The 14,935-nt window shown below is 33.0% G+C and carries 16 protein-coding genes; 4 read left to right on the top strand and 12 right to left on the bottom strand.

Annotated features, from left to right (window positions below; translation table 11 throughout):
* Positions 1-7: 7 nt before the first annotated feature.
* The 3 genes from FP435_RS03060 to FP435_RS03050 all read right to left on the bottom strand — a co-directional run bounded on the left by FP435_RS03060 (position 8) and on the right by FP435_RS03050 (position 1,567).
* Positions 8-295 (bottom strand): hypothetical protein, encoded by a 288-nt coding sequence (locus FP435_RS03060; RefSeq protein WP_265484358.1) that lies wholly within the window; start codon positions 293-295, stop codon positions 8-10.
* A 91-nt stretch (positions 296-386) separates the two neighbouring features.
* The gene (locus FP435_RS03055) at positions 387-1,040 is read right to left on the bottom strand and encodes a hypothetical protein (RefSeq protein WP_265484356.1); all 654 of its coding nucleotides are present in this window, start codon (positions 1,038-1,040) and stop codon (positions 387-389) included.
* Between the two features lie 89 nt (positions 1,041-1,129).
* Positions 1,130-1,567 carry a MerR family transcriptional regulator gene (locus tag FP435_RS03050; RefSeq protein ID WP_265484354.1) on the bottom strand — a complete coding sequence of 146 codons (438 nt, stop codon included), beginning with the start codon at positions 1,565-1,567 and terminating at the stop codon, positions 1,130-1,132.
* 172 nt (positions 1,568-1,739) lie between these two features.
* Between FP435_RS03050 and FP435_RS03045 the strand changes: the two genes are divergently transcribed.
* Together FP435_RS03045 and FP435_RS03040 are read left to right on the top strand one after the other, a co-directional pair.
* Positions 1,740-3,212, top strand: coding sequence for an MDR family MFS transporter (locus FP435_RS03045; RefSeq protein WP_265484352.1), 1,473 nt, complete (start codon positions 1,740-1,742; stop codon positions 3,210-3,212).
* Positions 3,212-3,790, top strand: coding sequence for a DUF4811 domain-containing protein (locus FP435_RS03040; protein WP_265484350.1), 579 nt, complete (start codon positions 3,212-3,214; stop codon positions 3,788-3,790). The genes FP435_RS03045 and FP435_RS03040 overlap by 1 nt, the downstream gene beginning before the upstream one ends.
* A gap of 54 nt (positions 3,791-3,844) precedes the next feature.
* On the opposite strand, the gene FP435_RS03035 is transcribed toward FP435_RS03040, so the two are convergent.
* The 6 genes from FP435_RS03035 to FP435_RS03010 form a co-directional block, all read right to left on the bottom strand.
* Positions 3,845-4,054 (bottom strand): hypothetical protein, encoded by a 210-nt coding sequence (locus tag FP435_RS03035; protein ID WP_265484348.1) that lies wholly within the window; start codon positions 4,052-4,054, stop codon positions 3,845-3,847.
* 92 nt (positions 4,055-4,146) lie between these two features.
* Positions 4,147-5,118 carry a Gfo/Idh/MocA family protein gene (locus FP435_RS03030; RefSeq protein ID WP_265484346.1) on the bottom strand — a complete coding sequence of 324 codons (972 nt, stop codon included), beginning with the start codon at positions 5,116-5,118 and terminating at the stop codon, positions 4,147-4,149.
* Positions 5,119-5,134: 16 nt separating this feature from the next.
* Entirely contained in the window at positions 5,135-5,656 is a 522-nt protein-coding gene (locus FP435_RS03025) for a GNAT family N-acetyltransferase (protein ID WP_265484345.1), read from the bottom strand.
* A 62-nt stretch (positions 5,657-5,718) separates the two neighbouring features.
* The gene (locus FP435_RS03020; protein ID WP_265484343.1) at positions 5,719-6,357 is read right to left on the bottom strand and encodes a DsbA family oxidoreductase; all 639 of its coding nucleotides are present in this window, start codon (positions 6,355-6,357) and stop codon (positions 5,719-5,721) included.
* A gap of 147 nt (positions 6,358-6,504) precedes the next feature.
* Positions 6,505-6,675, bottom strand: a complete 171-nt coding sequence (locus FP435_RS03015) for a hypothetical protein (RefSeq protein ID WP_265484341.1) — start codon at positions 6,673-6,675, stop codon at positions 6,505-6,507.
* 98 nt (positions 6,676-6,773) lie between these two features.
* Positions 6,774-7,412 carry a DUF4767 domain-containing protein gene (locus FP435_RS03010; RefSeq protein ID WP_265484340.1) on the bottom strand — a complete coding sequence of 213 codons (639 nt, stop codon included), beginning with the start codon at positions 7,410-7,412 and terminating at the stop codon, positions 6,774-6,776.
* A gap of 147 nt (positions 7,413-7,559) precedes the next feature.
* Here FP435_RS03010 and FP435_RS03005 point away from each other — a divergent pair, with 147 nt between their 5' ends.
* Positions 7,560-8,444, top strand: coding sequence for a metal ABC transporter solute-binding protein, Zn/Mn family (locus FP435_RS03005; protein ID WP_265484338.1), 885 nt, complete (start codon positions 7,560-7,562; stop codon positions 8,442-8,444).
* A gap of 38 nt (positions 8,445-8,482) precedes the next feature.
* On the opposite strand, the gene FP435_RS03000 is transcribed toward FP435_RS03005, so the two are convergent.
* The 3 genes from FP435_RS03000 to FP435_RS02990 all read right to left on the bottom strand — a co-directional run bounded on the left by FP435_RS03000 (position 8,483) and on the right by FP435_RS02990 (position 13,159).
* Positions 8,483-9,076: a DUF4767 domain-containing protein gene (locus FP435_RS03000; RefSeq protein ID WP_265484336.1), complete on the bottom strand. Its 594-nt coding sequence runs from the start codon at positions 9,074-9,076 to the stop codon at positions 8,483-8,485.
* Between the two features lie 100 nt (positions 9,077-9,176).
* A complete protein-coding gene (locus tag FP435_RS02995) occupies positions 9,177-10,817 on the bottom strand; it encodes a peptide ABC transporter substrate-binding protein (RefSeq protein ID WP_265484334.1) in 1,641 nt (546 codons plus the stop codon).
* Positions 10,818-11,182: 365 nt separating this feature from the next.
* Entirely contained in the window at positions 11,183-13,159 is a 1,977-nt protein-coding gene (locus FP435_RS02990; protein ID WP_265484333.1) for a YSIRK-type signal peptide-containing protein, read from the bottom strand.
* Positions 13,160-13,332: 173 nt separating this feature from the next.
* On the opposite strand from FP435_RS02990, the gene FP435_RS02985 reads away from it, so the two are divergent.
* Positions 13,333-14,928, top strand: coding sequence for an Mbeg1-like protein (locus tag FP435_RS02985; RefSeq protein WP_265484331.1), 1,596 nt, complete (start codon positions 13,333-13,335; stop codon positions 14,926-14,928).
* Positions 14,929-14,935 lie beyond the last annotated feature (7 nt).

The raw sequence follows: 14,935 nt of genomic DNA, 5'->3' as shown, positions 1-14,935 counted from the left end.
ATTTTAATTATTTATCTTCTTGATCATAGATTGTTTGTAGCTTATCAACATATTTTCTTAAATCAAGGTTACCACTGGTGCCACCTTTTGCTACATTTGAAAACAATTCATAACCAATATTTAAATCATCAGGCGTTTGAATTCCTTCTAAATCACTGTCAGTAATCATTTCAGCTTCTTGTCCTGATGCTCTAAAAATTGTTACTAAGAGATAGGCAATATCCACATTAGTAAATTTATGAGCTTTCATGTTTTTGGCTATCATCATTAAAAATGGTAACGAATAGTCTCCCATAAAATCCTTACTCCTTTAAATTTCTTCCAGATATCGTATATAATTGTAGCATTTTTTTGAGATAAATGCTTGTCGATTCAAAAGGAGCCTTTTATTTTTGCTGTCCTTTTGATGCTAAAAGAAGAGAATTTAAATTTGCAGAAGGATATTTAATATTAATTTTGTCTAGCGCTGACAACTTGTTTTCTGCTCTATAGAGGGCCTTTTCGATCTCAATCGAACTAGCAGTCTTAGCAATGAATAAATTTAATTTTTTCTCTTGGTGATACTTTCTTAATTTTTCATAAATTTCTGAACTAATATTATCTTTGACCACAATCACTATTTCTGCACCAGCAATTGCAGATGTAATTGTTTCTTTTGCCTCATTGCCTAAAAGCCTTACTTGCCCATTATGAGCCTTAATTATTTTTTGACCAATTCGGCCAATTTTATCTTGAGCATAGACTAAAGCCACTTGTTTATGATGCAAATTAAAATCTAATTGGGGCACGTACAACACATTACTATGTAACTGTTCATTTAAGTGATGTTGTTTAGGAAAGGATTTACTTTTTTGAGAATCTTTAACTTTTGATTTCTTTGCAGGCAGCTTAACATTTTTTTCTAGTGTTGGCTTTTGTTTAAGTGAATCTTGATATACTTTTACAATCAAATCTAAAGCCTGAATGCTCTGACTAAGTGACTGCTGGCTAGCTGTGGTTGATTTCATTAAGTTAATGACATCATTACGGTAATCATACATTGTTAAAATTCCTTTTATTTAGCGTTCGTTATATTAATCATACCAAAAACAGTGGATTTTATTCTTCCTTTTTTGCTATTTTCACTTATCTAGCGAGCAATTAATTTATAATAACTTCCTTTTTCATCTACAATTGCTTTTAACTCATATTCTTTTCCAGTATTATCACTGACATCGCCAATTTCGATTTCACCATATCCTTTTTCAGGATCAGTAATTTTTAATTCTTCAAATTCATTTTTGAAAAATTTACTCATTATCTTTCTTTTAACTTTAACATCCTTAGCTCTTTCATAAGCTGCTGCTAAGGTATATCCCTCATCTAAATTATGTTTAATAATTGCTATAAAATATACTGTAATTAAGTTATATCTTCTCACTCCACTATTTTCTTTTAAAGGTGCAATATAACCTTTTTGCTCCCAATAGCGCAATTGTCTTGGCGATACACCTACCACATTACTAACTTCTCCAATGCTAATTCCAGTATTATGGGCCAAAGAAAAGAAGGTATCTTTTAATTCCATTATTATTCCTCTCTAATTGTATTAATCTTAAGCCCCATTTTAAATTGTTTTGATAAATTATGCAACATTATTGTTAATTTGTATAACTTATTTGTAAGATAATTTGACATTTTATTTAAAAATGCTAAATTAAATAGTGGACTTTATATTAAATTAGAAAGAAGGACTCCTATTGAACTCAACTCCTACTGATATTCATGGAAAAAGTTATAATAGAAATCTCTTAGTTCTTGTGTTGATTGTAGGATCATTTTGTACCGTACTAAATGGTACACTTTTATCAACTGCCCTACCTTCAATTATGAGAACTTTTGATTTATCAACTGCCACTGCTGAATGGCTTTCTACCTCATTTCTATTAGTTAATGGGGTTATGATTCCAATTTCTGCGTGGCTAATTAACCGTTTTGGTTCTCGCAAAATGTACTTAACAGCAATGTCTGTTTTCTTTACTGGAACTGTGATTGCTGCGATTGCTCCTAACTTTGGTACTTTACTTGCCGGAAGAATTATTCAAGGACTAGGAGTTGGTGTAACTATGCCACTACTTCAAACTATTATGTTAACTATTTTCCCACCTGATAAACGTGGTGCTGCCATGGGAACGGTGGGAATCGTTATTGGACTAGCACCAGCTATTGGTCCTACTTTATCCGGTTGGATTGTTGACAACCTTTCTTGGCGATACTTATTTAGCATTATTGCTCCAATCGCTGGTTTAGTAGTCATTTTGGCCTTCTTTTTAATTAAAGATGTCTTACCTACTAAAGATGAAAAAATTGACATTTGGTCAGTTGTAACTTCAACTTTTGGCTTTGGAAGTTTATTATACGGTTTTTCCGAAGCTGGTAATAAAGGTTGGACTAATCCCGAAATTTTAGGCTTTATAATTTTTGGGACAATTTTTGTAATCTTATTTGGAATTCGTCAACTAAGAATGAAAGTTCCATTTTTAGATATTACCGTCTTCAAACATTTTGAATTTTCTTTGGCTGCTGCTTTAAGTGGAATTACCAACTTGGCAATGGTTGGAATTGAAATGGTGTTACCACTTTATTTACAAAACTTACGTGGAATTTCAGCCTTCCGTTCAGGATTAATGTTACTGCCTGGTGCGTTAATGATCGGGATTATGGCTCCAATTAGTGGTCGTATTTTCGATAGATATGGTGCGCGCAAGATGGCAATTACGGGGATGGTTTTACTTACTTTAGGAACAATTCCTTTCATCTTCTTGACTGATAATAGTTCTTATACCATGATTACCATCTTGTATGCCGTCCGGATGGTTGGAGTAGCTTTAGTCATGATGAACGTAACTACTTCAGGGATGAACTCACTTCCTCTTAATAAAATGTCTCATGGTACTGCAGTTAACAATACCTTTAGACAAGTATTGAGTTCAATTGGTACTGCTATCTTGGTTTCGGTATTAACTACTACTACCAAGAATAATATGCCAACTAAGCATTTACTTCATACTTCACCACTTCAATATAAAAATGATGCTATCAATGCCACTTTAGCTGGATTTAGAGCTTCATTTGCAATTAGTATTGTCTTTGCTTTAATTGCCTTAATTCTTACTTTCTTCTTAAAGAAAGGTAACCGTGCTCGTGAAATCGAGAAAGGAGGCCAACAATAATGATTATTGCCATTTTAATTGTAGCGGCCATCTTATTTATTTACTTTAATGTCATCTCTGGCAAAGCTCATACTCTGCTTGCTTGGATAGCTCTAATTTTTGTTGGCCTTTCAATTGCTGGGATCACCCTCCATGATTGCAGCCACTACGGTATGAAAGAAAAAGTTCAAACTCATACTACTACTCTTTCATCTAGCGCTAGTCCTCAACTACCCCTTTTACTTTACCAACCTCTTGGTAATGGAACCGAAAAAATTTATCTTTATAAGACGAGCGATAAACAAAACAAGCCTCAAGCTATCAAAACCGATAAAATGAAAGTTGAGGTCAAACAAGGAGCCACTCCTAGATTAAAAATTACTACTACTCGTTATACCTATAAAAATGACTGGAATAAAATTTTATTTGAAATTTTTGGTCACAACAATGAATTAAAAGAACGTAAATATACTTTCTACGTTCCTAAAAACTGGAAAGTTCTTTCTGTCAAACAAGCTCAAGAACTCCAAAAGAAAATGCAAGCTCAAGCAGCTTTAATGAAGAAAAAGCAACTAGCTGCTCAAAAAGCTCAAAAATGAACCAACTAAAAAGGAAGTTAACTCAATTAAGAGCTAACTTCCTTTTTAGTAGCATTAATCTTCTTTAGGAGCTTCAACTGTGATATCTTCGTCATCATCAGTTTCTTCTTCAGGAGTTGAAAGTGTGCCTTCTTCAATGACATCACCATTTTCATCTTCTAAAGTACCATAGTAATCTCTTGCTTTCTTAACACCAAGTGCAATTGCTGCAGCTCCTACTAAAGCGCCAGTAATACCTAAAAAGATTCCAAGTTTTTTACTCATTTTTAACACCTCATTCATTAAACTTTATTTCTGAATTCACTTTTATTATAGTCCCTTAGCTTTTGAAATTCACTTAATACGACTTAGCAAATCTATCCTAACTTTAGGCCAGCTTGAACATAAGCTTTTTCTACTACATCCATTACTGCATCACTATGGTCAAGACGTTTTTTAACTTCAGCCATATCATGTTCTTCAATCATGCGATTAAATTCTTCAAATTCTTCTCGCATTCGGTGTGTATATGGGTTATCAGCTACTTCTTTAATCTTATCTTGACCACGATAGATTTCAAAAGAATTTAATTCATTTGTTGGTCCTTTAACAATAATTGAACCCTTTTCTCCTTCAATAGTTGAAGTAATTGGTGCACTGCAATCTTTAGCTGCAATCAATACCGCCTTAAAATCTCCATAGTCCATGGTTAAAATACCAGAAGTATCAATTCCATTTTGAATGTTTGGTAAATAATTTACCTTTTTAGGTTTGCCAAACAACCCTACTACAAAATGAATATTATAAACATTTAAATCCATTAATGCACCGCCAGCTTTTTTAGGATCAAAAACTGGTAAAATATTTCCTGCTTTGAAGTCATCATAGCGGTGAGAATATTGTGAAAAGTTCATCGAAACAATTCTAACTGGACCCAAGTCTTTTAGATTTTCTTTGATTTTCTTGTAGTTAGTTAAATATTGGTTAGTAATTGCTTCAACTAGTACTAAATCTTTAGCTAAAGCTTGTCCTTGCAATTCTTTTAATTGATCATAGTAAACTGTAAATGGCTTTTCACAGATTACATTTTTATTAGCATCTAATGCTTTTTTAGCATAAGCATAGTGGAGAAGGTTAGGTACTGCAATATAAACTGTATCAATATCTGCCTCCCTTAAAGCTTCATCATAATCCAAATAGATCTTTTTAATTCCATATTCAACTTGGAGTTCTTTCATTACTGATTCATTACGTCCAGTAATTCCTACTAGCTCAATTCCCTTTATTTCTTTAGCAATTTTTAGCCAATCATGCACAATGAATCCTGATCCTGCTACTAATAACTTCATTATCTTACCTCATTTCTTACTCGCGAATATCTTCATAAACGTATGAAATTTCTTTAGGCCGATATACCCCATTTAATTGTCCTACTCGTTTAAATCCCATCTTATCAATCAAATGTTGCATTGCCTTATTATCTTCGTGTGTATCAATCCGGATACTATCAATATCTTGACGATGATCACGAATATAACTAATTACTGCTGCTAAGAGTTTAGTTGCATATCCGTGACCCGCATGCTGTGAATGAATTGCTACTCGATGAATGACAACGTATTTATCGGTGTCAACTAACCATTTTCCTTCAAGTTGGTCATAAGAAGGATCTGGTGCTTCAACCACTGAAATTGCTCCAACAGTTTCGCCGTCATCAGAGACTGCTAAATAGGCAAAGCCTTTTTCAATATCCTCCTTAATTTGATCTGGTGATGGATAGTCTCCTTGCCACTGGTCAACTCCATGTTCGGCAAGTTGATTTGCCCCATCTTTTAAAATAGACATAATTTGGTCAAAATCTGACATTGTTGCTTGTCTTAACTTCATTTTTCGCCATCCTTTCTGCTTTCAAAAATATTATATCCAAAACCAGATAATTCTCTCAACCTTTAATAGAATTCTTGGTTAAGAACATCCTTTAATTCTTCTAAATCTAACATTTTTGGAAATTCTTGGCCATTAATTTCCATAAATGGAACACTATTAACTCCGCGCTCAGTCAACATATCTTCTTGTTCAATTACCAAATCACGATATTCTTCAGAATCTAAAAAGTTTTTTACAACATCTTTATCAAGACCTACTTTTGCAGCACGATCAATTAAAACTTGGTGATCAGCTAATTCAACATTTTCTGTAAAGTTTGCTTCAAAAAGAAGATTTGCTAACTTAATTGCCTTTGCACGATCTTCTAGCCCATGCTCTACCCATTGAACTAAACGGTGAGCATCCATCGTGTTTGTTTCTTTCACTCCAGCATAATTTATTTTTAAGCCAGCTTTTTGTCCCATTTCAACAATTGAGGCAAATCTTTCCTTAACTTCTTTTTCAGTAAGATTATCTTTTTTTGCTAATAATTCCCCATTAGTGTCCTTGGCTACTTTAGGTGCATTTTTATTAATTTGTGCAGCATGGATATTAATTTCTACCTCTTCAGGTAAATTAACTTCAGCAATTGCCTTTTGTAATCTAGTAAATTCAACATAGCAATACGGACATGCATAATCTATCCAAATTGAAACTTCCATATTAATTACTTCTTTCTTTTTTACTTTGTCTTATCACTTTAATTGTAGTTTTATTCCCTTCACATAGCAAAAATAAGAACCAAAATCTTTATTTTTCCACGAAAAAAGCTGCCCCGAAGGACAGCCAAAAGGATTTTCTTTTATTAATTATTCACTAGCTTTTTCAATAAGCTTCTTTAATTCAGCTTCTGAGAAAAGATTACTGTATTGTGAAGATAAACGTTCAAGAATAGTACCGTTATCTTGGTCACGGTGGATCATTTCTCTAACTTCTTTAATAATCTTTTCTTCATCTGCGTTAAATTCTGGCATTGCCATAATAATCATCCTCGTTTTCTAGTAAACACATTACTTCTTTTGCTTACATTTATATAATAGTTACCCTATTTTTAAAATGCAAATATTACGCCTTAAAATTAAAGATCTCCATCCATGACATCACTAAAGTTAGCGGTCATACTTTTATCATTACTTACTGTCAGGTTAACTTTTTTACCTAACTGGTTAGTATCAACTAATACGATTGGCTTTTTATCATGTAAACAGAATAAGAAAGTACTATAGCCTTTTGTTCCACCTAGATTTTCATTGTAAATAGCCATTACCTTGTAGTCGTATGTATCGCCACCTTGAGGACTCCACCCAATGCTGATCTTTTTACCATTTAAATAAAAATTATCTTTCTTAAAAGTATCAGGGTAAAGCTTTTGAGCTGCTACTTTTAATGACTTTCTTCCATTATATTTTTCATAAGTAACTTTACGTTTCTTAGCTAAGGCTTGCATGGCATCTTCTAAATGAGCATCTTTTTTCTCAGTCCAAGTAGTTTTTTCAATTCTTTCTTGTAATTGCTTTTGCTTAGCTTCTGAACTACTTTTACTTGCAGAAAGACTAATACTTTTTGACTTGCTAATTGACTCAGACTTTTTAACTGAATTTTTATCCTTGCCAACGATTACATTATTACCATCTGGAGACACTTTGACAGTGCTACATCCCGCAGCTAATCCTCCAACTAATAAAATTATCCCACTGATTAATACACTCTTTTTCAATTTTACCTCATCCTTTTTACAATATATATTAATCTTATCACTTTCCCTATCCTTCTTCACTTGCAATTACTTATCAATTATTAGCAACTTTGCTATCATTATTACTAGAGATTATATCTTAAAATTATTTCAAGGAGCAGAATATTTATGAAAAAGAAAAAACTTCTTAGTATTTTTTTGATGCTAGGAATATTTTTACTAATTTTAACTGGCTGTGGTAAGCAAAGTACCACCTCTTCCAAAAAAATAAATATTGTAACAAGCACAAATATTTATGCCAACATCGCACAAAATATCGTTGGAAAATACGGCAATGCTACTGCGATTATTAAGTCAGGAGCAATAGATCCACACGATTTTGAGCCTACTACTAATGATGCAAAAAGTATTCAAAATGCCCAACTAGTGATTAGTAATGGACTTGGTTATGACGATTGGATGGATAAACTAGCCAATGCCAATAATAAAAGGATTACCAAAGTTGGTAATGATATTTTAAAACTACCAGCTAATGCTAATCCTCATATTTGGTATGATTTAGAGATGCCTACTAAATATACTCAATATTTGGTTAAACAACTTTCTAAACTTGATAAAAAACACGCTAGTTACTATCAAAGTCAAGGAAAGAAATATCTAAAGCGAATTTCTGAAGTCAAAGCTATTGCTAATCACATTGATGGCAAACATAGCAAGCCTGTTTATGTGAGCGAACCAGTATTCGATTATGCGCTTAAAGCTACCGGCTTTACGATTGGTGATAAGGCCTTTGAGGAAGCAATTGAAAAGGAAACTGATCCTACTCCTCAAGTAATTAATGAAATGACTACCAACATTAATCATCAGAAAATTGCCTTTTTTGTTAATAATACCCAAGTTAATAGTTCAACCGTCGACACTTTTGTCAAGAAAGCCAAGGCACATCAAATTCCAATTCTTTCTGTCAGAGAGACAATGCCTACCGGAGATAATTATCTTTCTTGGATTAAACAAAATTACCAAAACTTAGCTAAAGTCGCAAAAAAGAAATAACAATAAAAGGGATGCAGGAGCATCCCTTTTATTTATCCCTATTTTTCTTGCACAATTTTTTGAAAACCATCATTTAAAGTTTGATCGGTGTTTATTGTTAAGGGGATCACAGCTACATTATGAGTTGAATCCAGTAAGACTACAGGCTTACCCTTATGTAAACAGAATAAATAAGTATTATGCCAGCCCATATTATTCACATTTTGATTGTAGATAGCTACTACATTATACTCATATTTATCTTTACCATCTGGACTCCAACCAAGTGAAATATTATCATGATTCTCAATCGAAAATTTCTTACTTGAAAAAGCTTCTGGATAAGTTACTCCACCAACTGTTTTGATAGAGTCATGACCATTATATTGTCGATAAGATTGGGAAGCAGCCTGGCTCCATTTTTTCACAAACTTAGCTAATTCTTTATCTTTTTTCTGGTTCCAGTTAACCCCTTTTTTAGAAGGGACCTTCATGTCCTCAGCTTTTTTATTTGATTTACTTAGACTACTTGCTCTCTTTGGCGCCTGAGTAACTGGCTGAGAAGAAGAATTGGTATGAGAAGAGGCTTTAGGATTAGAACACCCAAATAATCCTACACTACATAATGATATTAATAATAATTTCTTATACACTGTTTGCCCCACCCTTTCTTATAATTTTCAATTATAACAAATTTGCTTTTCTGCTGAAATATAAAAAGGATTCTCTTAGTAGAAAGAGAATCCTTTTGAGCTAGTCTACATATGCATACTTATAACTCCACTGAGTTCCAGCAGTATTATGAATAATACCATGAACTCGACTCTTTTGCATATAAGCAGTTGTTTGTTGGTAAATTGGCGTAATTGCCTGAGTCCGATTAATTAACTGAGCAGCCTTCCTCAAATCTTCCCAACGCTTTTTAGAATTATTAGCGTCTTCATTTGTAGCTCTATCAACTAATTCATCGTATTTTTCACTAGCAAATTTCCCATAATTATAAGAGGTACCAGTCATTGGAATTTGCATAAAGGTCATTGGATCATTAAAATCTCCACCCCAGTGAGAAAGATAAAGATCAAATTCCCCTTTCTGTGCTCGACTAGTTGCAGACTTTTCAGGAATATCAACTACATTAATCTTAATTCCTGGTAATTCTTTTGTCCATTGCGATTGCAAATATTGAGTTAACGCTCCACTATCTGCCTCATCATTTGATGATAAAAGAGTAAGATCTAAGTTTTTAATTCCTAACTCTTTTAATCCTTCATGCCAATACTTTTTGGCAAGTGTTGGATTGTAATCTACTGTGTCTTTTACTTTTTGTTCTTGAGCAAAGTCCTTTTTAGTATTTGGATCAGTTGCTAAGCCAGTTGCTACAAAACCAGTTGGCAGTGTTGATCCATTTCCTAACACTTTCTTTGTAATGATATTTCTATCAATTGATAAAGACATTGCTAACCGAATCTTTTCATTATTCAAAGCTCTACGATTAGTAGAATTAGGTGCTTTAAAATTGTAAAGTAAAAATCTTACTAATGAATATGGATAAGTCTTAAATTCTGGATTTGACTTAAGATTTTTGACTTGTTCATTTGAAAGTGGAGTTAAATCCAATTTATTCTGTTCAAATAATTGATAACCTGTATTAGTAGACTTCACTACCTGATAATTTATTTTGTTTAACTTAACTACTTTCTTATCCCAATAATATGGATTTTTTTCAAAGCTCCAAGTATCGTTAGTACCATTCCAGTTACTAATTTTGAATGGACCTGAGTAGACCATATATTTAGAATTAGTTGCGTATTTCTTTCCGTATTTGTCTACTACTTTTTTATTTTGGGGCCCAAATAATGGATAGGTCATTAAGACCTTAAAGTATTCAATTGGTCGCTCTAGTTTAACTTGAACTGTTTTATTATTTAATGCCTTAATTCCTATACTGCTTGAAGATTTTTTTCCAGCGGTAATAGCATTGGCATTTTTAACTCCTGAGAAAAGATAAGCATATGGTGACTTAGTGGCTGGATCTAAACTTCTTTGCCAAGAATAAACAAAATCTTGAGCAGTGATTTTATCTCCATTTGACCATCGAGCATCACGCAACTTAAAAGTCCAAGTTTTGCCGTCTTTAGATACAGTACTGCTTTTTGCAAGACCAGCTGTAGGCTGGCCATTTTTTCCTAAACGATAAAAACTTTCAAATACATTTCCAGTCTGTCCATACCCAGTTGATTTGCTAATATCAATCGTATCTAAAGGTGCATTAGTTGAAAGATTTAAAGTTTGTTTTTCTCCACCACTTGAAGAGGATGAATTAGCACAGGCAGTCATCACCACTCCCACTGATAATGTTATAATAGCAGCAATAATTTTTTTCAAACTGCGCATAATTTCAATCCTCCTTCAATAAGTTACTTCTTTTTTGTAAGTTCATTACCACTATACTAATCTTCTTACTTTTTGTCAACAAAATAAAAAGTCGTTTCTCCATATAGAAAAAACGACTTTTTATATTATTTACAATTTATCTTTACCTTTTCCTTAATCCATCACTTCTAATACCTCTGCTACTCTTAAAGTTCGCTCAGAAAACATTATTGGTAGATGTTAATGGGATGATAAAAATAAAATTATGATGGTATTTTTGAACTCAAATTTAACTTTTAAATTTCTCTGAGAACAATACACCTCTAGCATATTCTTGCTGCTTAATTTAATAAGTAATTGAGTTACCAATAAATTGTATAATTATATTATTTTGTTTTATTATATTGTGCAGTTGTCATTAAATATTTTGCGTAAATAAATGATCCATCACTTAATTGCCAAGTACGCTTAGGATCTGTTGCTGCACCTTTTACACCAATTGCTTCAATCTTGGTACCCTTTTTAACAGACTTAATCTTTTTACCATTCTTGTCCATTAAGTAAGCACCTGGGTAACCTACTACCCAGTTTTCTTTTGAAGCCTTAAATCCAGTAGCTACTTTTACCTTTGAACTAGTTTTCTTAGTAGTTGTAGATTTAGAACTAGTAGTCTTCTTGGTGTCTTTGTTTGATTTAACTGAAGGTGCTTGGTGGCCTTTAGTTACCTTATCAACATCACTTGCCTTAATCCATTGATTACTCTTGTAACGATATGCAACTACTTTGCCATTTACTTTCTTTACATAGGTAGTGTAAACATAAGAAGCCTTAAGGTGAGCAGTTACTTTACTTAGCTTGTAATCATAAAGTGGGATATTATTATTTACATCACTATTTACTTCAACAGTTGCTGCATAAACTGAATATGTTGTTTTATTAGAAGTAGTATCCTTTGAAGTTGAAGTTGGCTTTTTATAGCCTGCGGTTACCTTATCAACATCACTTACCTTGATCCATTGATTGCTCTTGTAGCGATATGCAACTACCTTACCATTTACTTTCTTTACATTAGTAGTGTAAAGGTAAGAAACATTCTTTAAACTAGTTGTAACTTTCTTTAATTTATAGTCATAAAGAGAGAGATTCTTTTGAGAGTTCTTTTTGATAGTAATAGTTGCTTTGTAAGCAGGGTAAGTTACTTTATCGGCTGCTTTAGCCTTGGTAAAGGTTACAGCAGAACCTAAGAGCCATTGATCTTTTTTGGTACTACCAATTTGGTAATATACCTTACCATTAATGGTCTTCTTAGCAGTTGTCTTCCAAGTACTACCCTTCTTTACAGAAGTTTTAGTCTTTTTACCCTTACCAGTGTAGACGTAGGTATTTTTCTTAACTTTGACAGTACCATTTACTTTAGTAGCGCTACCTTCTACAGTAAGTACATCACTTGGCTTCACCCAAGCAAAGCCATCAGTTACATTACCAAAAATTACTCTTACATAACCATCATCAGTTACGCTAATAGTAGTGCCATCAGTAAAACTGTTTTCTTCTTTAATAGCAGCAATAATTTTATCTTTTTCACTATCAGTTAACTTAGAACTATCTTTAACACTAACTTTGGTCTCTGGTAGAGTAACTGTAGTAGCTGAAGCATTTAAACTTCCAGTTAGATTAAAAGTACTAATCCAACCTTCATTTACTAAATCCTTATTAGTTAAGTTTTTAGTTGAACCGTCAGTAAAAGTAACCACTACTTTAGAACCAGATTGAGAAACTGACTCTACTTCTTTATTCAAAGATTTAATTAAATCAGATACTTTATCAAATTCACTAGATGATAAAGAAGTTAATTTGTCTACTGCTACAGGAACAACTAAACTATCATCCTTAGCAGTATTTGGAGTTACGAAAGTTCCATTTGCTACTGGACCTTCGTTAATCAAATATTCAACAATCTTTAAAGTCTTAACAGTTTGCCCATCTTTAATAATATTTACTTCAGTTCCATCATCACTGAGTTTTACAGTATAGTCTGGATTTAATGTTTGAATTTTATTGACAAAATCAGCTGCAATCTTCTTACCATTATCATTTGAAGTAAAGAAGTCTTTATCATTTACTTTAGCAAATTCTGAATCACTTAAATGAACACTTAAGTGATCTACCTTTACTTCACTACTAGTAGTTGATGAGCTAGTTGTGCTATCAGAACTCGTAGTTACAGCTGTATTTGTAGTATCAGCTTGAACTTGTTGGCTTTGACTAGCTACACCAAATAAAGTTGTACCAATAACAACTGAAGCTGCACCCACAGCTAATTTTCTAATTGAAAATCTAAGTTTTTTTTCGTATTTCTTCACTGTTGAATCCTCCGACTATTGTTTAATAATTATTCATTCAACACTTATATTATAGGGTAGTGATGGACGGAATATCAATTACAAAAGTATTAAGAATTGGTAAGAATGCAGATCTTTTTCACGTCGTGATTTTTTAGAGGTAAAATATAAGAGAGAGATGAGGTGAACAACACATGGATAATTCAAATAATATTTTATCTTACATTAAATGGCGAGGAGATATTGATCTATCTGCTCTTCCTTTTAATGAAGTGGATGGATTAGCATTTGCAGTTTTATCTTATTTAGATTTTAGTGGCATTGTTTCTGATAGTGGAAAACAAATTACGATTAAAGAAGCTGCTAAAAAATATTTTGCTAGTGAAGATCAGCGCCATAATAGTCTTAAACAGCGAACCTTATTACAATTAATGGCAAATTCAAAGAGATTTGCTAATGCTAAACTTTCTTATTATGTTGCTATTAATAATGATCAAACACAGTTTAGTGCCATTCGCATTACCTTAGATGATGGGACTAATTATATCGCCTTTCGCGGCACTGATGATACAATTGTCGGCTGGAAAGAAGACTTTGAAATCAGCTTTAAAACTACTGCTGCCCAAGCTTCTGCCCTTGAATATTTAGAAAAACTTCTAAGTGAGGTTAAAAAAGACTTTACCCTAGTCGGTCACTCTAAAGGAGGGAACTTGGCTGAATTTGCTGCTTTAAATTTACCTGATGATCAAAAAAAGCAGATTAAAGGTGTTTATACTTATGACAGTCCTGGTCTTAGTAAAAGAGTTCAAGAAGTTCACTCAAAAATTCATCGTTACGTACCTGAGTTTAGTATTATTGGGCGACTTTTTGAACCTGCTGAAGGACAAGCAGCCACTATTGTAGTTTCCAATCGCCCTAAACTTGCCCAACATGATCCAGTGAGCTGGCAAATTGAAGGTTCTCATTTTGTTACTGCTAAGCACCGAAATGCTGAAGCTACACTTTATAATCAAATGATTAATAAGTGGATTGAAGAAGCAACGCCACAAGAACGCGAAGCTTTAACTAATGATTTATTTAGTGCTTTAGCTGCTAGCGGTTCTGACAAAATTACCCAACTTAATAAAAATGGTTTTGGTGGCTTTGGCGCAATTCTTTTTTCATTAACTAATTCTTCACGTAGAACTCGTTTTGTCCTTGGAAGTTTATGGCGGACTATTTGGAACAGCATTAAAGCCTTACATTTAAATCGACTTTTTATTACTAAACAGTCTTTAGTTGGTTGGGGGATGATAGTTCTAGGAATTATTAGTTTAACCTCTCCTGCTCATGCTTATCGAGCTTTTGGTTGGTTAGCTGCCTTAACAGTAATTATTTGGAGCGGTATTCATATTGTTAAAGCCGCTACCTCAACTTTTAAAAACCGCCAAAAACGATTCTTTATCATTACCTATTTGATTACCTTTGGTTTAGCAATTGCTATTATTGCTAATCGACTGCTCTTAGCTTTTCTAGCTCACTACGTCTTGGGAATTTTTCTTTTAAGTTTTTCTTATTTCAAATTGCGAAAAGTAATTCTAAAACGTGTAAAAGAAGGAATGCGCAAATTCGTTGATATTGTTGAAGGACTTTTAGCTTTTGCAGTAGGAATCATTGTAATCATTCGCCCACAATCACTTAATAAAGAGACAGTTGTCTTTTTGGGAATTTTTTTAATAGTTTATGGCCTATTGAAACTGCTTTTAGAACTTTGGCAACAACGTAAAAAAATGCCTACTGACCATCGTTAAGGAAATA

The sequence above is a fragment of the Lactobacillus sp. PV037 genome, assembly GCF_014522345.1.
Classification (GTDB): domain Bacteria; phylum Bacillota; class Bacilli; order Lactobacillales; family Lactobacillaceae; genus Lactobacillus.
This window is presented reverse-complemented; position numbering and strand designations above follow the sequence as displayed.